Source organism: Pseudomonas sp. NFIX28 (genome assembly GCF_900107395.1).
In the GTDB taxonomy this organism is placed as follows: domain Bacteria; phylum Pseudomonadota; class Gammaproteobacteria; order Pseudomonadales; family Pseudomonadaceae; genus Aquipseudomonas.
On the sequence record NZ_FNPW01000023.1, the window covers coordinates 1 to 23,584 of the forward strand.

17 protein-coding genes are annotated in these 23,584 nt (G+C 61.5%); 12 read left to right on the forward strand and 5 right to left on the reverse strand.

The window, feature by feature from the left end:
* Window positions 1–332: 332 nt before the first annotated feature.
* Complete coding sequence (locus BLV20_RS28890) at window positions 333–1,265, reverse strand: TIGR03571 family LLM class oxidoreductase (protein ID WP_092305780.1); 933 nt, start codon at window positions 1,263–1,265, stop codon at window positions 333–335.
* 246 nt (window positions 1,266–1,511) lie between these two features.
* Between BLV20_RS28890 and mrdA the strand changes: the two genes are divergently transcribed.
* A complete protein-coding gene (gene mrdA, locus BLV20_RS28895; protein WP_092305781.1) occupies window positions 1,512–3,404 on the forward strand; it encodes a penicillin-binding protein 2 in 1,893 nt (630 codons plus the stop codon).
* Window position 3,405: 1 nt separating this feature from the next.
* Here the strand turns inward: mrdA and BLV20_RS28900 are convergent, their stop codons facing one another.
* Entirely contained in the window at window positions 3,406–4,392 is a 987-nt protein-coding gene (locus tag BLV20_RS28900) for a LysR family transcriptional regulator (protein WP_092305782.1), read from the reverse strand.
* Between the two features lie 155 nt (window positions 4,393–4,547).
* Here BLV20_RS28900 and BLV20_RS28905 point away from each other — a divergent pair, with 155 nt between their 5' ends.
* Genes BLV20_RS28905 through BLV20_RS28915 form a run of 3 tightly spaced genes read left to right on the forward strand, consistent with a single transcriptional unit; the run spans window position 4,548 to window position 7,527 of the window.
* Window positions 4,548–5,849 carry an MFS transporter gene (locus tag BLV20_RS28905; protein ID WP_092305783.1) on the forward strand — a complete coding sequence of 434 codons (1,302 nt, stop codon included), beginning with the start codon at window positions 4,548–4,550 and terminating at the stop codon, window positions 5,847–5,849.
* Entirely contained in the window at window positions 5,846–6,601 is a 756-nt protein-coding gene (locus BLV20_RS28910; RefSeq protein WP_009044870.1) for a class II aldolase/adducin family protein, read from the forward strand. The genes BLV20_RS28905 and BLV20_RS28910 overlap by 4 nt, the downstream gene beginning before the upstream one ends.
* The gene (locus BLV20_RS28915) at window positions 6,598–7,527 is read left to right on the forward strand and encodes a 2-hydroxyacid dehydrogenase (RefSeq protein ID WP_092305784.1); all 930 of its coding nucleotides are present in this window, start codon (window positions 6,598–6,600) and stop codon (window positions 7,525–7,527) included. The genes BLV20_RS28910 and BLV20_RS28915 overlap by 4 nt, the downstream gene beginning before the upstream one ends.
* Here the strand turns inward: BLV20_RS28915 and BLV20_RS28920 are convergent.
* Window positions 7,521–8,456: a LysR family transcriptional regulator gene (locus tag BLV20_RS28920; protein ID WP_092305785.1), complete on the reverse strand. Its 936-nt coding sequence runs from the start codon at window positions 8,454–8,456 to the stop codon at window positions 7,521–7,523. The two genes, BLV20_RS28915 and BLV20_RS28920, sit on opposite strands and share 7 nt — an antisense overlap.
* A gap of 182 nt (window positions 8,457–8,638) precedes the next feature.
* On the opposite strand from BLV20_RS28920, the gene BLV20_RS28925 reads away from it, so the two are divergent.
* From BLV20_RS28925 to BLV20_RS28960, 8 genes are all read left to right on the forward strand, one after another.
* On the forward strand, window positions 8,639–9,943 hold the full coding sequence (locus BLV20_RS28925; protein ID WP_092305786.1) for an MFS transporter: 1,305 nt from the start codon (window positions 8,639–8,641) through the stop codon (window positions 9,941–9,943).
* Window positions 9,944–9,971: 28 nt separating this feature from the next.
* Window positions 9,972–11,201 carry a Zn-dependent hydrolase gene (locus BLV20_RS28930; RefSeq protein WP_092305787.1) on the forward strand — a complete coding sequence of 410 codons (1,230 nt, stop codon included), beginning with the start codon at window positions 9,972–9,974 and terminating at the stop codon, window positions 11,199–11,201.
* A 10-nt stretch (window positions 11,202–11,211) separates the two neighbouring features.
* Window positions 11,212–12,237 carry a histone deacetylase family protein gene (locus tag BLV20_RS28935; protein ID WP_092305788.1) on the forward strand — a complete coding sequence of 342 codons (1,026 nt, stop codon included), beginning with the start codon at window positions 11,212–11,214 and terminating at the stop codon, window positions 12,235–12,237.
* A gap of 285 nt (window positions 12,238–12,522) precedes the next feature.
* A complete protein-coding gene (locus tag BLV20_RS28940; protein WP_092305789.1) occupies window positions 12,523–13,209 on the forward strand; it encodes a cysteine hydrolase family protein in 687 nt (228 codons plus the stop codon).
* Window positions 13,210–13,215: 6 nt separating this feature from the next.
* The gene (locus BLV20_RS28945) at window positions 13,216–14,103 is read left to right on the forward strand and encodes a LysR family transcriptional regulator (protein WP_092305790.1); all 888 of its coding nucleotides are present in this window, start codon (window positions 13,216–13,218) and stop codon (window positions 14,101–14,103) included.
* Between the two features lie 161 nt (window positions 14,104–14,264).
* A complete protein-coding gene (locus BLV20_RS28950; protein ID WP_092305791.1) occupies window positions 14,265–15,482 on the forward strand; it encodes an EAL domain-containing response regulator in 1,218 nt (405 codons plus the stop codon).
* Window positions 15,483–15,625: 143 nt separating this feature from the next.
* Complete coding sequence (locus tag BLV20_RS28955) at window positions 15,626–16,252, forward strand: response regulator transcription factor (RefSeq protein WP_092305792.1); 627 nt, start codon at window positions 15,626–15,628, stop codon at window positions 16,250–16,252.
* The gene (locus BLV20_RS28960; RefSeq protein ID WP_092305793.1) at window positions 16,252–19,890 is read left to right on the forward strand and encodes a transporter substrate-binding domain-containing protein; all 3,639 of its coding nucleotides are present in this window, start codon (window positions 16,252–16,254) and stop codon (window positions 19,888–19,890) included. The genes BLV20_RS28955 and BLV20_RS28960 overlap by 1 nt, the downstream gene beginning before the upstream one ends.
* A gap of 528 nt (window positions 19,891–20,418) precedes the next feature.
* Here the strand turns inward: BLV20_RS28960 and BLV20_RS31235 are convergent.
* Together BLV20_RS31235 and BLV20_RS28970 are read right to left on the reverse strand one after the other, a co-directional pair.
* Window positions 20,419–21,015 carry a DUF1120 domain-containing protein gene (locus BLV20_RS31235; RefSeq protein WP_139192763.1) on the reverse strand — a complete coding sequence of 199 codons (597 nt, stop codon included), beginning with the start codon at window positions 21,013–21,015 and terminating at the stop codon, window positions 20,419–20,421.
* 12 nt (window positions 21,016–21,027) lie between these two features.
* A complete protein-coding gene (locus BLV20_RS28970; RefSeq protein WP_092305795.1) occupies window positions 21,028–23,523 on the reverse strand; it encodes a fimbria/pilus outer membrane usher protein in 2,496 nt (831 codons plus the stop codon).
* Between the last annotated feature and the right edge of the window lie 61 nt (window positions 23,524–23,584).

Genomic DNA, 23,584 nt, shown 5'->3' on the forward strand with positions numbered 1-23,584 from the left:
ATGGTAGTGTGGGGTTTCCCCATGTGAGAGTAGGTCATCGTCAAGATTAAATTCCGAAACCCCAATTGCGAAAGCAGTTGGGGTTTTGTTTTTGCGCGCAGAAAAGCCATTCCCAGCCACGGGGGAGGAGCGCGCTTCGACTCAAGACTGTCTCAAGCCGAAGGCATCCTTAATCTGCGTTAACGCACCAGGCTGCTGTGGCTTAGCCGGGCCACCCATTTGCCATGCTGCTCGCCACTTTTCAACACCAACAGTTTCTGTGGCAGTTGATGGAAGTCGAATTCGATCAGCGGTGCAGGCCAGCGCCTGCGCTCCAGCCCCAGGCGTTGTATTCAGTTGGCATGGTGAAACCTCGGCAATACGAATTCGGCAATTTCCTCGATGGCCTCGGCTACCGGGCGTTCGCTGCGCCGCAGGTGCAGGCCGACATGCTGCACGCCCGCCTCACGTAGTGCCTGCAGTTCGTCAATCAGTGCCAGGCGTCCGCAGTACCCACCAAAACGCAGGCGTTGCATGGGCGCATGCGGGTCAGCGGCGAGGTCCAGGTGGACGAAGCTGATGTAGGGCTTTTCGCCACCGACCTCACGCCAGAGCGCGACGCGCCGGTGGTGCTCCTGCGGGGTGCCCGGGTAGGCCAGCCAGCCGTCCATGTGCTTACCAATCCAAGCTGGCGATTGCTGGCCCAGCCCGGCCACCAGCAGCGGTACGGCTTCAGCGCGCTGCGGCAGCAACTGCGCGCCTTCGGGCAAGCGATCCTGACCCTGGCTGTGCAGCAGCTCGACCGCATCGCGAAAGAGCTCCCCGCGCCGGGCGTAATCGACACCGAACAGCGGATACTCCATCGGCCGGTCACCACTGGCGACCCCCAGCAGCAAGCGGCCGTCACTCAACTCGTCGATGCTATTGGCGGCCTTGAGGGTCAGCCACGGCTGACGCAGCGGCAGGACCACCGCAGCAGTCCCGAGCATGATGTTCTGCGTGATGCCGGCCAGGTAGCCGAGGTAGGAAAAGGTCTCGAAGACCTGAGCGGCATCGCCGAAGTTCGGGTCGTACACCGGCACGTCGCGTACCCACAGCGCGCGAAAGCCTGCCCGGTCCGCCAGGCGGGCGAGGGTCGCGTGCTGCTTGAGATCCGGCACGCCGAAAGGACGACCTTCGGCCTGGCGCAAGCGCTGGCCATCGCTGGACCAGTCGTTGTCCAGGGGCAGTTCCAGGCCGATGGAGAAGTTATTCCTGCCGAGCAGGCGTTGAAAGCGAGGGTGCATGAGAGGCTCCAGCGTCTCGCCGTTTTGCGAGACGATCACAGGGATACAAGGCAGCAGTATCCCCAGGCCCGGACCTCAGAAAAATGCATGAATCGGAACAACAATCTTGAGCGGCCGTCACGAATCGGGCGAATTCTTCATGAAAGCGGTGCAGCGGTTTTTGCTATGGTGCAGCTCGTTTTTCAAGGGACCGACATTGACTCGCATGGATCAGCGCCCACTGTATTTCCACGAGAAGCTGTAGCAATGCCTGAACCGATACCGATCAAGGACCACGAAAAAGAAACGCGGCTGGTCAACAAAAGGCTGCTGGCCTGCGCTCTGTTGGTGGTCGCCATCACCTGCATCCTGATCGGGCGCCTGTACTTCCTGCAGGTGGTCGAGTTCGACTATCACTCGACCGTCTCCGAAAACAATCGCGTGCATGTGCTGCCCATTGCCCCGACCCGCGGCCTGATCTACGACCGCAACGGCGTGCTGCTGGCCGACAACCGCCCCAGTTTCAACCTGACCGTCACCCGCGAACGCGCTACCGATCTCAACGGCGAACTGGACCAGGTGATCAGCCTGCTGCACCTGCCCGCCGAAGACCGCGCCCTGTTCGACAAGGCGCTGAAACAGGCGCGCCATCCATTCGTGCCGGTCACGCTGTTCTATGAATTGAGCGAAGAACAGATCGCCGTGCTGGCAGTCAACGAATACCGCTTGCCCGGGCTGGAAGTCGAAGCGCAGTTCGTGCGGCATTACCCCATGGGCGCGCATTTTGCCCATTCCATCGGTTATGTCGGGCGCATCAACGAGAAGGAAGCCAAGACCCTGGATTCGGTGGAATACCGGAGCACCCAGTCGATCGGCAAGACCGGCATCGAGAAATTCTACGAGCCCGAACTGCATGGCCATGTCGGCTATGAAGAGGTGGAAACCAACGCCCAGGGCCGGGTCATGCGGGTGCTCAAGCACACCGATCCTGTCCCTGGGAAAAACATCGTGCTCAGCCTCGACGTGGCGTTGCAAGAGGCAGCCGAGGCGGCCCTGGGCGAGCGTCGGGGCTCGGTGGTGGCCCTCGATCCACGGACCGGCGAAGTGCTGGCCATGGTCAGCAAGCCGAGCTTCGACCCGAACCTGTTCGTCACCGGCATCAGCTTCAAGGAGTACGCGGCACTGCGCGATTCCGTCGATCGGCCGCTGTTCAACCGGGTGCTGCGCGGCCTGTATGCGCCGGGTTCGACCATCAAGCCGGAGGTGGCGATCGCTGGCCTGGACTCCGGGGTGGTCAACGCCTCGACGCGGGTCTTCGATCCCGGTTACTACCAACTGCCGGACGTCGACCACAAATACCGCAACTGGAACCACAGTGGCGATGGCTGGGTGGATCTGGACGCGGCGATCATGCGTTCCAACGACACCTATTTCTACGACTTGGCGCACAAGCTGGGTATCGATCGCCTGCACGATTACCTGGCGATGTTCGGCCTGGGCGAAAAAGTCTCGCTGGACATGCTCGAAGAAGCGCCGGGGCTGATGCCATCCCAGGCCTGGAAGCGCGCCACGCGGCGCCAGCCGTGGTTTCCCGGCGAGACGGTGATTCTCGGCATTGGCCAGGGCTACATGCAGGTCACGCCACTGCAACTGGCCCAGGCGACGGCGCTGATCGCCAACAAGGGCATCTGGAATCGCCCGCACCTGGCCAAGACCGTGGACGGGCTGCCGCCTGTGGATGCGCACCCGATGCCGAATATCCAGCTCAAGGACCCGCTCGACTGGGACCTGGTCAGCCACGGCATGCAGATGGTGATGCACGCGCCTCGGGGCACTGCGCGCGATGCGGCGACTGGTGCGCAGTACCGCATCGCCGGCAAGAGCGGTACGGCGCAGGTGGTGGCGATCAAGCAGGGCGAGCGCTACAACCGCCTCAAGACCCGCGAGCGGCACCGCGACAACGCCTTGTTCGTCGGTTTCGCCCCGGCCGAGCATCCGCGCATCGTGGTGGCGGTGATGATCGAAAACGGCGAGGCCGGCGGCCGGGTCGCCGGCCCCGTGGTGCGACAGGTCATGGATGCCTGGCTGCTCGATCAGCAAGGCCACCTGAAGCCGCAGTACGCCAGCCCAGGCAAGGGGCCGGACGTGCCTCACGCCTGAGTCATTTGAACATCAGGCTGTCCGGGATCTGCTCACGAATACTGAGCATGTGCTGGATGCTGTTCAGGAACAGGGTTTCGGCCTGGCTCATCTTCTGCTCCCGGTGCCATAGCAGCTGGATATCGAAATCCACCACGCCCTCGTCCGGCGGCAAACGCCAGAGCAGCCCTTGCTCGACATCCCGCCTGACCAGGTGGATCGGCAGGCAGCCGATACCGAATCCCGCGCAGATCAGGCGGTAAATCTCCTCGAAACTGGTGGAGGAGGCGACGATCTTGCCAGTAAAGCCCTGCTGGTCGCGAAACAGCGTCAGCGGTGACAGGTTGCCCCCCAACTGGTCGCTGGTGAAGCTGACGAAGTTCTCGTTGGCCAGTTGTTGCAGGCTCAGGTCCTGCTGGCCGAACAGCCAGTGGCGCTGGCCGCAGAAGTAGGCATACCGCTCGCGAAACAGCACCCGTTGTTCCAGCCTGGGTTGTGGCAGGCGGCACAGCCCGACCCCCAGGGTCGCGGTCTTTTGCAGCAGCGAACTGATAATGTCCGAGCTGCCCATCACCTCGACTTCCAACTCGATTTTCGGGTGGGCTTCATGGAAATCGGCGAGGAACTCGTCGTAATGCGGCGCCTGCACACCGCTGACGGTAAGGATGCGGATCTTGCCCACCACGTCGTCGTTGCGGCTCTCCAGCACCGTGCCCAAGCGCGAAATATCGCCGTAGATATCGGTGGCGATGCGCAGCACTTCCTCCCCGGTCTCCGTCAGCTCGAAGCGCCGTCCGCTGCGCGCGATCAACACGCAATCGAGCTGTTCCTCCAGGCGCTTGAGGGCCTGGCTGACCGCCGACTGGGTGATGTGCAGGCGTGCGGCGGCGCGGCTCATGCTGCCTTCCTGGCCGATCACCAGGTAGGTGCGCAGCAAGTTCCAGTCCAGGCGATCGTTGAGGAAACGCCGACCGACCCAGGGGTTGGAGGTGGAGAGCGGTGCGGGCATGGCGGCTCCATGTAGTAGCAGTGCTAATAGCAAAGATAAGAATTTGAAAATTGACTAATCCTGGCACGACGGCGATAAAGCCCACAAGCGCCAGAGAGCGCCGCGTGATCAGCCTTCCGCACCTGCCCAAAACTACAAATACACAGGGTCCTTGCATGCACAGCACTCCTCAGCCGCGCCGAGCGGCGGCGGCGGCCTTTATCGGCACGACCATCGAGTTCTACGACTTCTACATCTACGCCACGGCCGCGGCGCTGGTCCTCGGCCAGGTGTTCTTTCCCAGCAGCGATCCGGTGATGAGCACCCTGGCGGCCTTCGGCAGCTTCGCCGTGGGCTTTATCGCCCGGCCCATGGCCGGCATGGTGTTCGGTCACCTCGGCGATCGTCTCGGGCGCAAGAAGATGCTGCTGGTGACCATGGCGCTGATGGGCCTGGCCACCACCGGCATCGGCCTGCTGCCCAGCTACGCCAGCGTCGGCATCTGGGCGCCCATCAGCCTGATCGTGCTGCGCATCATCCAGGGCATTTCCGTGGGCGGCGAGTGGGGCGGGGCGGTACTGATGGCCAGCGAACATGCCCCGGCCAAACGCAAGACCTTCTACGCCTCCTTCGCCCAGCTCGGCAGCCCGGCCGGCCTGCTGCTGGCATTGATCGCTTTCCGCCTGGTGACCAGCCTGGACCAGCAGGACTTCCTTGAGTGGGGTTGGCGCCTACCGTTCCTCGCCAGTGGCGTGCTGATGATGTTCGGCCTGATGATCCGTTCCGGCGTGCATGAGTCGCCGGAGTTCGCCAAGGCCCGGGACAACAACGAAACCGCCAAGTACCCGGTGATGGAAGTGCTGCGCAGCTGCTGGAAGCAGATCCTGTTCGCCGCCGCTGCGGTAACCATCGGCTCGGCCGGTTTCTTCTTCACCAACACCTTCATGATCACCTACGTCACCCAGTACCAGGGCATTTCCCGGGCAACGATTCTCGATTGCCTGTTCCTGGTGACGATCATTCAGCTGCTGTCCCAGCCTGTCTCCGCGTTGCTGGCCGAGCGTATCGGCGAGGGGCGTTTCCTCAAGTGGGTGGCGCTGCTGTGCATGGCCACGCCGTACCCGATGTTCCTATTGGTCGGCACTCAGAACATTGTGCTGATGACCCTTGGCATCGCCCTGGCGGTGGTGATTCTCTCGGCGTTGTACGCGGTGATCGCCGGCTACATGACCCAGGCCTTCCCGGTGCACCTGCGCTACTCGGGGATTTCCATCGCCTACCAACTGGCCTGTGCGGTCGCCGGTGGCAGCACGCCGCTGATCGGCACCCTGCTGGCCAGCAAGTTTTCCGGACAGTGGCTGCCGCTGGCGGTGTTCTTCAGCCTGCTGTCGGCCCTGTCATTGATTGGCGTCTGCGGCCTGGCCCGGCTGCGCGCCAACCCGCCTGTCCACCACGCTGCCAAAGAGGTGTATTCGTGAGCAAACCCGAACACATGAGCCCGATTGAATGGCAGGCCCGCTGCGAGCTGGCGGCCCTGTATCGACTGGTCGCGCACTTTCGCATGACCGACCTGATCGACACCCACATCACCCTGCGCATTCCAGGGCCCGAGCATCATTTTTTGATCAACCGCTACGGGGTGATCTTCGACCGCATGCGTGCCAGCGACCTGGTGCGCATCGACCAGGAGGGGCGCATCGTCGACCCGCACTACGCCGGGCACCGGGTCAACGCCGCCGGCTTCGTCATCCATTCGGCGATCCACATGGCGCGCCCGGACCTCAACTGCGTGATCCACACCCACACCGCCGCCGGCATGGCGGTGGCCGCGCAGAAGCAGGGGCTGTTGCCCATCAGCCAGCATGCGCTGAAGTTCTACGGCAAGCTGGCGTACCACACCTATGAAGGCATTGCCCTGTCCCTGGACGAGCGCGAGCGCCTGATCGCCGACCTTGGCCCGCACAAGGCGATGATCCTGCGTAACCACGGCCTGCTGGTGGGCGGTGCCAGCGTCGCCCATGCGTTCCAGGAGATCCATTTCCTCGAGCGTGCCTGCCAGGCCCAGGTCCAGGCGCTGGCCGGCGGTTGCGAGCTGAACTACCCGTCGCCGCAGGTCTGCGCCCACACCGCCGAACAGTTCGAACGCGACGACGCCGACCACATCATCGAGTTGGCCTGGGAGGCCGCCTTGACCTTGATCGAGTCCCAGCGCGAGTCCTATCTGTCATGAGCATCGTGGTGCTGCTGTCCCGCGACAGCCTGTTGCTCAAGCAATTGCAGGCCGCCTTCGCCCGCTGCGCGCCACAGGTCCAGGCGGTGCTGGCCGACGATCCGCGTGCCGCTCAGGCGCAGGTCGCCGCGTGCTGGTTCCCACCCGCCGGCAGCCTGGGGCGCTTGCCCAGCCTGCAAGTGATTCATTCGGTGGCGGCGGGCATCGACCACTTGGAACACGACCCTTCATGCCCGGACCTGCCGGTGTGCCGGGTGGTGGACCCGGGGCATCGCCAGGGCATGACCGAGTACCTGCGCTGGGCGGTGATCCACTATCACCGCGGCTTCGACCGGGTGCTGGAGCAACAGCGCGAACGGCACTGGGAGCGGCCGCTGCAACGGCCGGCGCGGCAGTTCAAGGTCGGGGTCATGGGCCTGGGTTCCCTGGGCAGCGCCATCGCCCTCGACCTGGCCGCCGCCGGCTACGACGTGCGCGGTTGGGCTCGCAGCGCCAAGTGCCTGGCGGGGGTACAAACCTTCGTCGGACCGGGGCAGCTGGAGCCCTTTCTCGACCAAGTGGAACTGCTGATCAACCTGCTGCCCCTGACCGCCGAGACCCGCGGCATTCTCGGGTGCGACAGCTTTGCCCGGCTGGCCCGCGGCGCGGCGCTGGTCAATGTCGGGCGCGGCGGCCACCTCAACCTCGACGACTTACGCCAAGCCCTGGCCAGCGGCCAACTGCGCGGCGCTTTGCTCGACGTGTTCGAGCAGGAGCCGCTGCCGGCCGATCATCCGCTGTGGAGCACGCCCGGGGTCACTCTCACTCCGCACATGGCCTCGGCGGCCTCCCACGATTGCATCGCCGAGCAGGTGGCGGACAACCTGCGGCGCCTGCAAGCCGGCACCGCGCTGTTGAACGAGGTGGACAGGGCCCAGGGTTACTGAGCGCCCAGGCAGCCCTGCAAGGCCTCGATAAAGACCGTCTCGGCGCGGCTCATGCGCTGTTCGCGGTTCCACAGCAGATGGATGTCGACGTCGGCGATACCTTCGTCGGGCGGCAGGCGCCACAGCAGCCCGGCGTCGACATCGGCCGCCACCACATGTTCGGGCAGGCAGCCGATGCCGTAGCCGGCGATCACCAGGCGCCGCACTTCCTCCAGGCTCGGCGACGAGGCGACGATGCGCCCGCTGAAGCCCTGCTGGTCGCGAAAGATGGTCAGCGGCGAGAGCATGCCGCCGATCTGGTCGCTGGTGAAGCTGACAAAATTCTCCCGCTGCAAATCGCCTTCGGACACGTCCTGCTGACCGAACAGCCCATGGTGCTTGCCACAGAAAAACGCATAGCGCTGGCGCAGGAACAGCCGCTGTTCCAGGCGCGGCTGGGGCCGGCGGTTGAGGCTCAGGCCGAGGGTCGCGGTTTTCTCCTGCAAGGCGCTGACGATGTCCGAGCTGCGCAGCACCTCGATCTCCAGGTCGACCCGCGGGTGCTGGCGATGGAAGTCGGCGAGGAAGTCATCGAAACGCTCGGAAAAGATCCTGCTGATCATCAGCAGGCGCACCTTGCCGATCACCTCGTCGGCCGGCTGCTCCAGCACGCCGCTGACCTGGGACATCTGCCCGTAGATTTCGCCGGCCAGGTGGAAGATCTGCTCGCCGACTTCGGTCAGAGCAAAACGTGGTCCGCGCCGGGCGATCAACTGGCGGCCCAATTGTTCCTCCAGGCGCTTGAGGGCCTGGCTCACCGCCGGCTGGGTCAGGTGCAGGCGGGCGGCCGCGCGGCTGATGCTCAACTCCTGGCCGATCACCCGAAAGGTGCGCAGCAGGTTCCAGTCCAGGCGGTCGTTGAGCAGGCGGTCGGGCAGGCGGTTGGACATGGCGCGGGGCTCTGGGTCGAAGGATAGGGCTGATAATAAGCAGCGGTAATAATTAGCATAATAAATAGAAAATTGACTAATTATAGCCTCGCGACGATAAATCCCTCCCAGACAGGCGCCGCCAGAGCGCCTCTGCATTCCCGTTCTCTCCTGCCAGAAAAATAATCAAAGGAGCACGATCCATGAAGCCTTCAGCTTCGCCCCAGCCGCGCCGTGCGGCGGCCGCCGCCTTTATCGGCACCATGATCGAGTGGTACGACTTCTACATTTACGCCACCGCCGCGGCGCTGGTGTTCGGCGCCTTGTTCTTCCCCTCCGACGACAAACTGTTCAGCACCATGGCGGCCTTCGGCACCTTCGCCGTGGGCTTCTTCGCCCGGCCATTGGGCGGCATCGTATTCGGCCATATCGGCGATCGCATCGGGCGTAAGAAATCCCTGGTGATCACCCTGCTGATGATGGGCGTGGTCACGGTGTGCATCGGCCTGCTGCCGACTTATGCACAGATCGGCGCGGCGGCGCCGGTGCTGCTGATCCTGCTGCGCATCGTCCAGGGCATCGCCGTCGGTGGCGAGTGGGGCGGGGCGGTGTTGATGGCCGGCGAGCATGCGCCCAGGGGCCGGCGCAACTTCTTCGCGTCCTTTGCGCAGTTGGGCAGCCCGGCCGGGTTGATCCTGTCGCTGCTGGCCTTCAGCGCGGTCACCCGCCTGCCCGAAGAAGACCTGATGAGCTGGGGCTGGCGCCTGCCGTTCCTCGCCAGTGCGCTGTTGCTGGTGGTGGGCCTGGCGATTCGCCTGGGGGTCAATGAGTCGCCGGAATTCCTCGCCAGCCGCGAGCAGGCACAGAAGAATCTGCGCAAGGAACAGGCGCCGGTGATGGAGGTGCTGCACAGCGCCTGGCGCCCGCTGCTGCTGTGCATCGGCGCCAACACCTTAGGGATTGCCGGGGTGTATTTCACCAACACCTTCATGATCGCCTACAGCACCCAGCAACTGGGGTTGCCGCGCTCGCTGATCCTGGAATGCCTGTTCGTGGTGGCGATCATCCAGTTCTGCATCCAGCCGCTGGCGGCCTGGACCGCCGAGAAGATCGGCGCCACGCGCTTCCTGTGCCTGGTGTCGTTGCTGGCCATGGCTTCGCCGTATCCGATGTTCGTGCTGGTGAGCAGCGGCCAGGCGCCGCTGATCATCCTCGGCATCGCCCTGGCGGTGGTGTGCATGGCGTCTTTCTATGCGGTGATCGCCGGCTACGTCAGCGGCATGTTCGAGACCCGCGTGCGCTACACCGCGATCTCCCTGGCCTATCAGATCTGCGGCGCCGTGGCCGGTGGCCTGACGCCGCTGATCGGCACCTGGCTGGCCCATCAATTCGCCGGCCAGTGGTGGCCGATGGCGCTGTTCTACAGCCTGATCGCGACCATTTCGCTGCTCTGCGTGCTGGCCCTGGCCCGTCGTCACGCAGCCGCCCACCGCCTGGAAATGGCTTGAGTGTTTATCGAATCCGGAGAACCGAAGCATGTTGAAGATCAACGGTGAACGCCTGTGGGCGAGCCTGATGGCCATGGCCGAAATCGGTGCGACTGCCCGTGGCGGCAGCTGCCGCCTGGCCCTGAGCGAGGACGACAAGGCCGGGCGCGAGCTGTTCGCCCGCTGGTGCCGCGAGGCTGGCATGAGCTTGAGCGTCGACCCCATCGGCAACCTGTTTGCCCGTCGTCCGGGCAGCGACCCCGACGCCGCCCCGGTGATGATGGGCAGCCACCTCGACACCCAGCCCGAAGGCGGGCGCTTCGATGGCGTGTACGGCGTGCTCGCTGGCCTGGAGGTGGTGCGCCGCCTCAACGATCTGCGGATCCAGACCCGCAAGCCGCTGGAGGTGGCGGTGTGGACCAACGAGGAGGGCGCGCGTTTCACCCCGGCCATGTTCGGCTCGGCGGTGTTCACCGGGATCATGGACCTGGAGAGCGCCCTGGCGGTGCGCGACGCCGACGGCATCAGCGTCGCCGAGGCCCTGCACGCCACCGGTTATGCCGGCACGCGGCCGCTGGGCGGGGCGGTGGATGCCTACTTCGAGGCGCATATCGAACAGGGGCCGATCCTCGAAGACAACGCCAAGAGCATCGGCGTGGTCAGCGGTGGCCAGGCGATCCGCTGGCTCGACGTGCAGGTCGAAGGCCTGGCGGCCCACGCCGGCACCACACCGATGCCGCTGCGCAAGGATGCGCTCTACGGCGCCGCGCAGATGATCCTGGCGATCGAAACCCTGGCCACGGATTTTACCCCCGAGGGCCTGACCACTGTTGGCGAGCTGAGCATCGCCAAGTCTTCGCGCAACACCATTCCCGGCCTGTTGCAGTTCACCGTCGATCTGCGGCACCACCGCGACAGCGCCATCGCCGCCATGGAGCAGGAAGTACGCACGCGGCTTGCTGCCATCGCCGGACAACGCCAGCTGAAGGTGACCATCAGCCCGCACTGGATCAGCCCGGCCACGCCCTTCGATGCCGACTGTGTGGCGACCGTGCAGCAGGCGGTGGATGGCCTGGGCTACGCTCAGCAATCGATTGTCAGCGGCGCCGGCCATGACGCGATTCACCTGGCGCGGTTCTGCCCCACGGCCATGGTCTTCATTCCGTGCGTTGGCGGCCTGAGCCACAACGAAGCCGAAGACGTATTGCCCGAGGACGTGCGCCAGGGTACCGACGTATTGCTCAACGCCGTGCTGGCCCGCGCCGGCCAGGTCGAATAAGGAGAAGGTCATGCGCAGTTTTTTCCACCCCGAACAGCTGCTGCACCATCCGCGCAGCTATTACTCACGCGGCCAGATGCGCACGCCACAGGAAGTGCCCGAACGCGCCCAGCGCCTGGTCCAGGCCGCGCACTCCCTGGGGTTTGAAGTGCAGCAACCGGAGGATGCCGGCCTGCAACCGTTGCTGGCGGTGCATGGCGCGGCGTACCTGCAATTCCTCAAGGAAGCCCACCTGCGCTGGAAGGAGATTCCCGAGGACTGGGGCGACGAGGTGATGTCGAACATCTTCGTCCGCGAGCCCAACGCCCTGCGCGGCATCCTCGCCCAGGCCGCGCGTTACCTGGCCGATGGCAGTTGCCCGGTGGGCGAGCTGACCTGGCGTTCGGCCTACTGGTCGGCGCAAAGCGCGATTGCCGGCGCCCGTGCCTTGCTCGACGGTGAACCGGCGGCCTACGCCCTGTGCCGCCCGCCGGGCCATCACGCCCGGGCCGAAGCCGCCGGCGGTTTCTGCTACCTGAACAACGCGGTGATCGCCGCCCAGGTACTGCGCGAAAAATTCGCCCGGGTCGCGGTGCTGGACACCGACATGCACCACGGCCAGGGCATCCAGGAAATCTTCTACGAACGCGACGACGTGCTGTACGTCTCGGTGCACGGCGACCCGACCAACTTCTACCCGGGCGTCGCCGGTTTCGCCGACGAGCGCGGCAGCGGCGCGGGGCAGGGCTACAACCTCAACCTGCCAATGGCTCACGGCGCCAGCGAAGCCGATTTCCTCGCCCAGCTGGAAACCGCCCTGGCGGCGGTGAAAAGCTTCGACGCACAAGTGCTGGTGCTGTCCCTGGGTTTCGACATCTACGAGCTCGACCCGCAAAGCAAAGTGGCGGTAACCCGCGCAGGTTTCGCCCGCCTCGGCGAACGCATCCGCAGTCTCGGCCTGCCGTGCCTGATCGTGCAGGAAGGCGGCTACCACCTGGAAAGCCTGGAAGACAACGCACGGGCGTTTTTTGCCGAGGCGGGGGACTGGAAGCTCTGATGGAGGGGATTGTGAAATCGCTTCGCGGGCAAGCCTCGCTCCTACGCAAGCGCAGGCGTCGCCGTCCGTAGGAGCGAGGCTTGCCCGCGATGGAGATCAACGATAACGCGCGGCTCGCCCTTCATGGGCGGTGCTTCGGCAGACGGTGAACCACGCATATTGCAGATTGCCGAACACTCCCATTTGTGCGAAAACCGCACAGGTTCTGTACGGCCTGCACTGTGTTCGAGCTTGAGGTATTTCCCTAGCATTTGCTCATTCACTCGACCGAAGAAGGAAATACCCATGCAACGTTTTACCCGTCGTTTTCTCGCCGCTTGTGCATTTTCCGGCATTGTGGCCAGCAGCGCTGCCCTGGCTGAAGGCCATCCGACCATTCGCGCCATGTCGGGCGCCACGCCGGTCAGCGAGTTGCCGGCCGGCAAGTCCGCGCTGGTGGTGATCGACTTCCAGAACGAATACTTCACCGGCAAGATGCCGATCCCGGACGGTGCCAAGGCCCTGGCCAATACCCGGGAGCTGATCAAGTTCGCCGACAGCCACAACCTGCCGGTCTATCACGTCCAGCACGTTGCCCCGGCCGGTTCGGCGGTGTTTGCCATCGATGGCGAAACCGTGAAGTTCCACCCCGACATGCAGCCGCGGGCCAAGGACAAGGTGCTGCAGAAAAGCACGGTCAGCGTCTTCGCCAGTACCGATCTGGACAAGCGCCTGAAGAGCGCCGGCATCGAGAACCTGATCATCTCCGGCCTCATGACCCACGCCTGTGTCGCCGGTGCCGCCCGTGACGCCGCGCCCCTGGGCTACAAGGTCATAGTCGCCTCCGATGCCTCGGCCACTCGCGACATCACCCGCGTCAACGGTGACACGATCGACAAGGACGCCTTGCACAAGGCCGCGCTGGCCGAGGTCGAGGACACCTTCGGCGACGTGATGACCACCGCCCAGATCCTCAAATTGCCGGTGCGCTAAACCGCTATGAATCAGATGCTCGCCATGCGTGTGTTCCGCTGTATCGTCGAAGCCCAGGGGTTTTCAGCCGCCGCCGAGCGGCTGGACACCACGCATTCCTCGGTGTCGCGACATTTGCAGCAACTGGAGTCCACGCTCGGCGTGCGTCTGATCAATCGCAACACCCGGCGCATGAGCCTCACCGCGGCGGGCGAGCGTTATTACACCGCCTGTGTGGACATCCTGGACCGCGTCGATGCCGCGTCCCAGGCCGTGGCTCAGGAGCGGGAGCGCCCCTCCGGGCTGCTGCGCATCAGTGCACCGCTGGTGGTCGGCACCCTGGAGCTGGCCCATTGGCTGCCGGCGTTCCAGCAGCGGTATCCGGATATCCAGATCGACCTGTCCTGCTCGGACCCTTTTGTCGATCTGGTGGCCGATGGCTTCGATGTGGCCATCCGCATCTGCGGTCCCTTGGCCGACAGCAGCCTGGTCGCGCGCTTGCTCACCGTCTCACCGATGGTGATGGTGGCGTCATCCGCCTACGTATTCAGGCGCGGCCTGCCGCGCAGCGTCGCCGAACTCAACGAACATCGGTTGCTGACCTTTGCCTCGGCCACTCCCTGGTCGCTGGTCAATGAAACGGGCGAATCGGTTTCTGTGATTCCCGATAGCAGCTTTCATACGGACACCATCAGCGCGCTACACGCCTGCGCCTTGGCTGGCGGAGGCGTGGCGGCGTTTACCCTGGCTACCGTGCAGGACGACCTGCTGGCGGGCAGGCTGGTGCGGATTCTTCCTGAATACACCCTCGGCGTGCGTCATTACTACGCGCTCTATCCCCATGCCCGGAACCTGCCCGCCAAGGTCAGGGTATTTGTCGATTTCATGGCTGAGTATTACCAGCGCAAGTCATGATCATCCGAGGCCGTCAGCTCCTTGTGTCCGGACGCAACAGGTTCAGCCCCTTGGCGCTAGGTCGCTGATTCAGCTTGAGAAAATTCCTACAAGTCTCTGGGAACCTCCCTGCTCAACACTGAGCCCTCAGCCAGCAAAATGCTTTCCCTGGCTCCGTGGCAATGGCAGACGAACTGATGACCGCCCTGCGTATTCTGGTTTTAGAACAACACTCCGCTCAACGCAGCGCGGTGGTCGCTGCGCTGCAGCAAGTGGGGGTTTTCGATATTTTGCAGGCCAGCAGTGGGGAGCAGGCGTTGGCCTTGATGCAGCGTCAGGGCAGGGTGGATGTCGCCCTGTGCGACCTGGCCCACATGGGCATGGACTGCCTGGACTTCCTCAATTGCGCAGGCCAGCTTTCGACAGTCCGGGCGGTGATTCTCTATTGTGATTTCCAGCCGCAGTTACGCCGGGCCATTGAGCAGATGGCTTCGTTCTCGGGGGTCGAATTGCTGGGAACCCTGAGCACGCCGATACAGGCCAAGGCCCTGCAAAAGATCCTGCAGCGTTACCAGCGCCAATGTCAGGTGATGACCTCGATGCCTACGCCAGTGGCTACCTTGCCCAATGAACAGGATATTCGCCGCGGGCTCGCCCTGGGCGAGTTCCGGGCATTCTTCCAGCCCAAGTTCTTCCTGGCCAATGGGCAGGTGGCCGGGGCTGAAGTCCTGGCGCGTTGGCAACACCCGTCGAAGGGTTTGCTGCTGCCCAAGGATTTTCTCGCGGCGATGCTGGCCTACGATCTGATCGATGAGATGTTCAAGCAGTTGCTGGAGCAGGGCCTGAGCCTGCTCAGCATGCTCCAGCGCGATGGTCGCCCGTTGGAGATGTCGTTCAACCTGCATGCTTCGCAATTGCTGGAAGCGGGCTTGACCGACCATATTCGTCAGGCGTTGAAGCGCCATCGGGTATCGGCGGCGGCCCTGACATTCGAACTGGCGGAAAACGGTCTGCTGGAGATCCAGCCCAGGATCCAGGAGAGTTTGTTGCGCTTGCGAGTCATGGGCTGCGGGCTGTCGATCGATGATTTTGCCGTGGGCTTTTCCTCGTTGAAATTGCTCTGCCAGTTGCCTTTCAGCGAGATCAAGCTGGACGGTGAATTTGTCCGCAGCATTCACGAACCGCGCAGCAAAGCGGTGATCGCCAGCACCGTGGCCTTGGCTCGCTCGCTGAATATGACACTGGTGATCGAAGGCGTGAGCAATCAGCAAGAGTGCTATTCGCTGATCAACATGGGATGTGAAGTGGGTCAGGGTTTTTACTATGCCCAGCCAATGTCTTCCCATGAACTGTTAACGTGGCTGCGGGCGCCCTCCATCGCTGGGCAAGAAGAGGTTTAGCCAGCGCTTCGCCTCGGCCAAAACACGCCGCGCGCGGTCTTGTAAAAGCTCATATATGCTAAAAGCCGTAGCGGGATATCAGGCGCTTTGCGTGTGGCGCCATGATGCCTTCCCGACTCGATTTCCCATTTCCAGAGGCTCCTATGCTCAAAGCCGTGATTGTGGACGATCACCCGTTCATTCGTTCGACCGTGAGAATGATTCTGAAGCAGGAGCAGTACGAGGTCGTCGCTGAAACCGACAACGGCGCGTCGGCCGTCCAGTTGACCCGCGAACATCAGCCCAACCTGGTGCTGCTGGATATCTCCATGCCGGGGGTCGACGGCCTGGATGCCCTCAACCGAATTTCGGCGTTGAAGCTGCCGGTGAAGGTCCTGGTTTTGACATCCTTGTCCCCGGTGTTCTTTTCGATGCGCTGCATGCGGGCGGGGGCGGCCGGCTACGTGTCCAAGGCCGATGATCTGGATGAGCTGGTAAAGGCCATCAACGCCATCAAGTCCGGCTATACCTTCTTCCCTGACCTGACCCTGAACTCGGTGCGCCGAGGGGACGTGGAAGCCTCCGAGCAGGCATTGATCGAGAGCCTCTCCGACAGAGAACTATCGATCCTGCAGCAGTTGGCCAAGGGCCTGAGCAACAAGCAGATCGGCGACGACATGCTCCTGAGCAACAAGACCATCAGCACTTATAAAGCCCGGTTGATCGAGAAGCTCAATGTGAGCTCGCTGGTGCACCTTTCGGAACTGGCCAAGCGCAACAACCTGATCTGATGAAATACTCACTGCGCGTGTGCCTGGCCCTGCTGGTGTTGCTGGCGCCGCCATGGGCGGTGGCGCAGGCCGCCGATGAGCCCGAAGTGGAAACCCTGCAGTTGCTTGGGCGCTCCGGGCTGGGCGAACACCAGGTCGGGTTGGCCGAGGTGGACTGGAGCTGGTTGCGCAAGAAAGGCACGTTGTACCTTGGGGTTTCGGCGCCGGATTACCCGCCATTCGACGTAACCGGCAACGGTCGCGATTACGAAGGCCTGACCGCCGATTACGTGGGGCTGCTCGCCCAATTACTGCATGTCCAGGTGCAGGTGCGCCGCTTCCCGTCCCGCACGGATGTAATCCGTGCGTTGAAAGACGGTGAAATCGACCTGCTGGGCACCGCCAACGGCTTCGAAGAAACCGACCCCGAACTGGTCATGTCCACCGCCTATGCCGACGATCAGCCGATGATCGTCACCCGCAACGATGATGGCGCTTCGTTTACCGCGGATATGGCCGGGAAAAAGATTTCCATGCTGTATCACTACCTGCCACCGCAGAGCGTCAGCCGCGTCTATCCCGATGCGCAATTGCAACTTTACCCTTCGACGCTGAGCGCAATCGGCGCCGTGGCTTTCGGCAAGGCGGATGCTTACCTCGGCGATGCGATCAGCGCCAACTACCTGATCGGCATGAACTACCTCAATAACGTCCAGCTCACGGACTTTTCGCGGATGGAGGGCAGCCGCTTTGCCTTTGCCTTGTCGGCAAGCAACACCCGGCTGCTGGAGATTATCAATGCCGCCATCGCGGCGATTCCCATTGGCGAGCGCATGGCGATCCTGCGGCGCTGGGGCTCCTCGGAAATGAATATCCCGGGGCAGAATCGCCTGCACCTCACGCCCAAGGAGCAACGCTGGCTGGAAAAACATCCACGGGTCACGGTCACCGCGATGGAGAACTTCCTGCCGCTGTCGTTTTTCGACAAAAAAGGCGCGCTGCGTGGCGTCAGCGGCGATGTGCTGGCCAAGGTCAGCCTGCGCACCGGCTTGAAGTTCGACGTAGTGCGCGGCACCTCGATGGCCCGGCAGATCGAAAGCCTGCAGGAGGGCAAGGTCGATCTGCTGGCCGCCTTGACCCCGAGTGCCGAGCGGGAAGGGCAGATGCGCTTTACCCGGCCTTATCTGACGACTCCGTATGTCCTGATCAACCGCATCGGCCCGCAGAGCCCGGCGACCCTGGATGACATGGCCGGCAAGCGCCTGGCGATCATCCGCGGTGCGTTCCTCACCGACTACATCGCCAGCCGTTTTCCGCACATTCAGATCGTCTATGCCGACAACGCCGCCCAGGTCATGGCGATGGTCGCCAAGGGGGAGGTCGATGCCGGCGCCAACTCCCTGCTCAGCGCCCGCTATATGATCTCGCGCCAGTATCGGGACCGTTTGCAGGTCACCAGCACCGTGGGCATAGAACCCGCCCGGTTCGCCTTTGTCACCAATCGCGGCAACCTGGAGCTGTACGCCATCCTGGAAAAGGCCCTGCTGAGCATCTCGCCCGAAGAAATGGCCGAGATCACCGGTCGCTGGCGCAGCGAGGTGGTAATCGACGACAACTTCTGGCTGCGTAATCGCAGCGCGATCATCCAGGGGTTTTTTATCGCCGGTGTATTGCTGCTATTGGCGTTCGTCTGGATCGCTTATCTGCGCCGCCTGATCCATAGGCGCGAAGTGGCCGAGCGGGCGCTGAACAACCAGCTGGAATTCATGCGAGCGTTGATCGACGGCACGCCGCATCCAATCTACGTGCGTGACCTTGAGGGGCGCATGCTGATCTGCAACTCCAGTTACCTCGAGGTCCTGGGCCTGAGCCTGGAGGAGGTCAAAAACAAACGCGTTGCCGATCGCGGATTTGTCGACAGTTCCGAGGCTGCGGCTTTTCACGCCGAGTACCAACAGGTGATGCGTGACGGCGTGGCGAAAGTCCAGGATCGCTTTCTCGTGCGGCCGGATGGGCAACGGCTGACGATCTACCACTGGATGCTGCCGTACAAGGACAGCGAAGGGGCCATTGCCGGCATGATCGCCGGCTGGATCGATGTCAGCGAGCGTGAGCAACTGCTGGGCTTGGTCCAGGAAGCCAACCGGGCCAAGACCACCTTCCTGGCGACCATGAGCCATGAAATTCGCACACCGCTCAATGCGGTAATCGGCATGCTCGAACTGGCCCTGAAAAAGTCCGACCAGGGCGTGCTCGACCGGTTTGCCATCGAGGTCGCGTCGGGGGCCGCCCACGGTCTGCTGGACCTGATCGGCGACATCCTCGACATCGCCCGCATCGAGTCCGGCAAGCTGTCGCTGACCCCCGGCCGGGCCAATCTGCGCGAGCTGGTCAGGTCGGTGGCGCGGATCTTCGAGGGCCTGGCGCAGCAGAAGCATCTGAAGCTGGAGCTTGCGCTCGATGCCCGCGCCGATTGCGATGTGTCGATCGACCCGTTGCGGTTCAAGCAGGTCGTTTCCAACCTGGTCAGCAACGCTATCAAGTTCACCGCCGAGGGCGAGGTGCGCCTGTCGCTGGAGGTGCTGGCCGACACCCCCGGCGAGCCGCTGTCGATGCGGCTGCGGGTCGAGGACAGCGGCCAGGGTATTTCCGTGGAGGACCAGCAGCGCCTGTTCAGCCCCTTCACCCAGGCCAGCAACAACAACCAGTCCGGGCGCAGTGGCTCGGGCCTGGGGCTGGTCATCAGCCGCACCCTCTGCGAAATGATGGGTGGGCAACTGCATTTGAGCAGCGTGCTGGGCGAGGGCACGCAGATCGAAGTGTTGTTGCAGGTTCCCGTCCTCGAGCCGCTGCCCGCCCAGACGCCTGCCACGGTCGACGCCGCCCAGCAACGCGAGCTGAACATATTGGTGGTTGACGATTACCCGGCCAATCGCTTGCTGCTGTCCAAGCAGCTGGGCTACCTGGGCCACCGCCTGGTCGAGGCCCAGGATGGAGCCCATGGCTTGCGCGCCTGGCGCCAGCAGCGCTTCGACGTAGTGATCACCGACTGCAATATGCCGATCATGAACGGCTATGCCCTGTCGCGCGCGATTCGTGTCGAAGAAGCGGACCGTCGCCTGGCGCCGTGCCTGATCATCGGCTTTACCGCCAACGCGCAACCGGATGAAAAGACCCGTTGCCTGGAGGCCGGCATGGACGACTGCCTGTTCAAGCCCATCAGCCTGGAATCGCTCAAGCAGCGCCTGGACCGGTTCGAGCCGGTCGTCGTGGAGGCGCCGGCGGATCAGGCCGCCGAGGAGCAGGTCGACGACATCGACTTCGCCGCCCTGGAAAAACTGGTCCGCGGCGATCAGGCGGCGATGCGCGAGCTGCTGAACGACCTGGCGCAGAGCAACCAGCAGGACATGGCCCGGCTCCGCGAAGACTGCTCCACCCAGGACTGGCAGGAACTCTCCGACCTGGCGCACAAGGTCAAGGGCGGCGCGCGCATCGTCAAGGCCCGACGCCTGATCCTGGCCTGTGAGCAACTGGAGGCCGCCTGTGAGGTGAAGTCTGACGGGCAGGCCCTGCGGCGGGCGGGTGCGGCGTTGAAAGAGGAAATGTCCGCGCTGGCGATGGCGTTGGACACCTACAGCGGATCATTTGAGACTCGTTGAGTTAGAGCCGAACGCCTGCCCTGTCAGTAACCCCGCCCATAGTTCGAGTCGCTGGACGCGGTGATTGGCTGGAGCTGGCGAATATCTACCTTCAAGGCAATGGCGGGCACAGTGTTTTTTGATCTGGCCTGCCTCGGTCTGTTTTTCAATTTTGCTGGACAGATTTGTAGGCGGTAGGGAGAGGCAAGCCCCCCGCTATGGTGGCTTGCCTCACAATCGCAGTGCCAATTAGAGAAGGGCTCTTTCAAATCCTCGGCTGAGGATCAAGACGCAGATGCACGCAACGCCATTCGGGGCGAGTTAAGACGCGGCACCATGAGCCTTATCCCATCGTGGGTCATGGCTTGCTCGAAGGGTCATGGGGTATTTCAACTACTACGCAGTACCAGAAATCCTGATACGTCTTGTGAGGGCGGTTGGTGATATTTCGGTAATGAAGACAAGCATTTCAGGCGGCGAGAGGTGGCAAGTAACGGCCATTCCTGCCGCACCTCAAAAAACAGAGGCGTTATGTTGAGTAGCGTTTAATCAGTAGGTTTCCACTTCAAACTGGCCACTACCACTCCATACTTCTTCTGTCCGAACTCTCGCGGCTTCGGAATCTATATGAGTCTCCACTTCGATCAGGATACTAAGGCGCTCACCGGCCTGGGTATGCATTCCATCGTAAGGAGCGACACTTTCTCCCGGACGTAGCTTTTGCTCGTTCGCGTTGGCGGAAACCGTCTGTGTTGGGCGCATACGAATAGACTTCCCATCAAGCTGCGCGCTCAGTATTTTCAAGGTGAAGGCGCCAGTGCGGGCGAAGCGGTAGCTATCGCTGCTGGCGGCTTCCCCCCTGAAGTACAAAGCCATATTGGATTTACCGTCACAAACAGCGGAAAGACTAATAGTGTTTTTTCCGAGCAACGCATTGCGTACTGGTAATCCACTTGGGGATAATTGAGTACGATTAACCTGGCCATAATTAATTAATGGTTGGCTGATTTGAAGCGCGCAATCATTTTCAGAGCTTGCTATGGTGTGAGAGCTTAAACCCATAGCCGTGAAAATGAAAAGTGCTGCTGGAAGTTTGCCGAGTGTGGCTTCTGCTCGGGCTTCTGATTTTATAAAAAATTTGAACATTTTTATCACCTGTTAAATAGGCGCGCAAAGCGCGTCGACAGCTTCGAAGTAAGTAGATGTATCCGCTTTCTCCGCAAGCTTATAGTTCAATGAGCAGCTTTTACCGTTAGCCAGGGAAACAACTAGTTGGGTTCCAGGCTCTACGTTTGACAAAAAGATCTGGCCATTACCCACCACGGTGGAAAGGTATTGTTTCTGGCTATCAAGCACTATAAGCCCTTTTTCCAGCGGTTGGCCGTTGAGATCTTTGGCGGTCATAAGAACTCGACGGCTGGATATGACGCCGAAATCTACTCGTTTGACTGCTCCACGACCGGTTTGGACTTCTTTAAATCCGTTGATGATGTCGACATTGCGAGGCAGGCTGCTAGGGGCAATCTCCAAGCGGTTGTTGCTATAAGCCTGAAGGCTGGGTGCAACGGCTTTACCCGAATAATCTGTCCATACAGGGCCTTGCGGCGTGGAAATCTTGACGCCTGCTATATCACCTACGGACAAAATACTGAATGTATCGTCAACGGCATAAGGGGTGAAGGTAACACCATCATTATGAGCAACGATGCCACCGCTCAGACTACCGTTGTAAGTAGTCGAATCTTTACCGCTGCGGGAGTAACCCAAGGTCGCCTGTGTATAGCGTGGAAGGATATTGGTCATTACTGACATATCAGTTTCCCGATCAGACATGTCTCGCTCGGCTTGTAACCGATAACCAAATGTGTCATTTACTTGTTCGTTATAGCTTGCACCAGTTCGTGTGCTGTTGTTATCCGAATTGACATAAGTTCTTACGGTCCGCCCACCAATAGGCATGCTCACCGAGAGGTAAATAGAGTCTCCCGTGTCGTAAGGGCCTCTATCCCCCATGCTCTTTTGCACGTTCAAGGACACATTTGCGTGCTTGAAATTCTTCGACCAAGAGCCGACAAGGCGTTGGGTGGAAGTATCATCGAAGAGGGTTGAATAGGAATGTGAGAGGCGAAATCCGCCCAGCTTCTTATTGGTCCATCCCATGGAGGCCGTGTATTGATTGCGGTACCGCGACTTGAGCCAGTCAGACTCATCGGGATAGGTCGTATCAACCAGGTCGCGATAGCCTTCTGTGTTTTGAGTGGCACTAAAACTCAACGACAACTTGTCGTTAACCAGAGTGTTGAGAGAAGCACTAACCTGGGTGCCTCGAGCATTTTCTTCATTCGCGCTAGAAACGACCTGACGTAAACCCAGGGTGGTGTCTGGTGTTAAGGCATGATCAGTCGCCCAGCCCGCAGCCTGATAGTCCGAGGCCCCCATCAAACCTGCAGTGAGGTTTGTCTTGCTGTCTAGCTGCCAAGTGCCGGTTCCTGTCAGCAAAGTCGGTTTTTTGTTATCGATGTCGCCATAGGGACGATATTGGCCCGCGGCAAAGGAATAACCTGGTGTGGATCCCAGAGTACCACCGCCAAGGCTTGCCGCAGGAATGGAGAAAGTCTGCCTGGAGCCATCTGCCTCGATCACGGTAACGTCGAGGTCGCTATTACTGCTGAGTAACTGCAGATTGGTCAGGCTGAAGGGGCCAGCAGGGACTACTGAAGTATGAATCAACGCATTGTTCTGTCGCACTTCTACCCGTGCAGTGGAGTAGGCGATGCCTTCCACTGTTGCACCACTTCCTTGCGAGGCCTGGTGCAGACCTGCCTCTGGCACAACTTGTACACCGGTAATTGGATCACCCGCAAAAATTGAATTGGTGATGTTGATCTGTCCACCTTGAACAATCGAGCTGATTTCAGCGAATGTCTTCTGTCCATAGGCATAAAGGTGTTCAACCCGGCCTTTGTTATTTTGAGATGTATAGGTTTGCCGGCTGCGAAAAATCCAGTCGCCGGCATTAAAACCCGCCACCGTATCTACCGAGCGAAACTCACTGGACCCGCTTGAGAACTCACTATTGACCCCTATCAAGTTATAGTTGAGCAGCGCCGCTGTACCGCCACTGTCGTACTGGCCAACGTCCAGTGCATGAGGCCTCAATGTCTCGGTAGGAACAATGAGATGAACTTCTTCTTTTCCAGGTTGCAACTGCACGACTGTGTTGGGGAAAGCCTTAATAAAGTCGTAGGTTTCCGAGTCCGGTGAGTCTTTCGGGCGGCGAAAAGCCGCGGCAGGGGAAATCAACTGAGCTTTGTCGAGCAGGGGTTTATCGAATATCAATTCGCCTTGTGAATCAAATAACGCGTTCGCCTGTCCTTTACGCTCTCCGTTAACAAACAGAGTGACTACATGCGAGCCTTCACGGAAACGAGGTGCTTCAGCAAAGTAGGCGGCAAGTTTGGGGTCGATGCCGCGTCCTTTGAGCATATCCAGATCGAAAGAAATGGAGGCCGTCTTCTTATCTTGTGAAACGAGTGCAGAGTCAGCTGGCTCTGCCCGCAGCGGTGTGATTGCAAAGACACTTATCAGAATTGAGAGTGTGCGCAAAGTATGGTTTCCATATGCATGGAAGTTTCGATTCGAAAGCTTGGTCATATTGAAAAAAATCCATGCATATAGGCAGTAACAAGGCACGCCTGTACTGGTGGTTTTATGT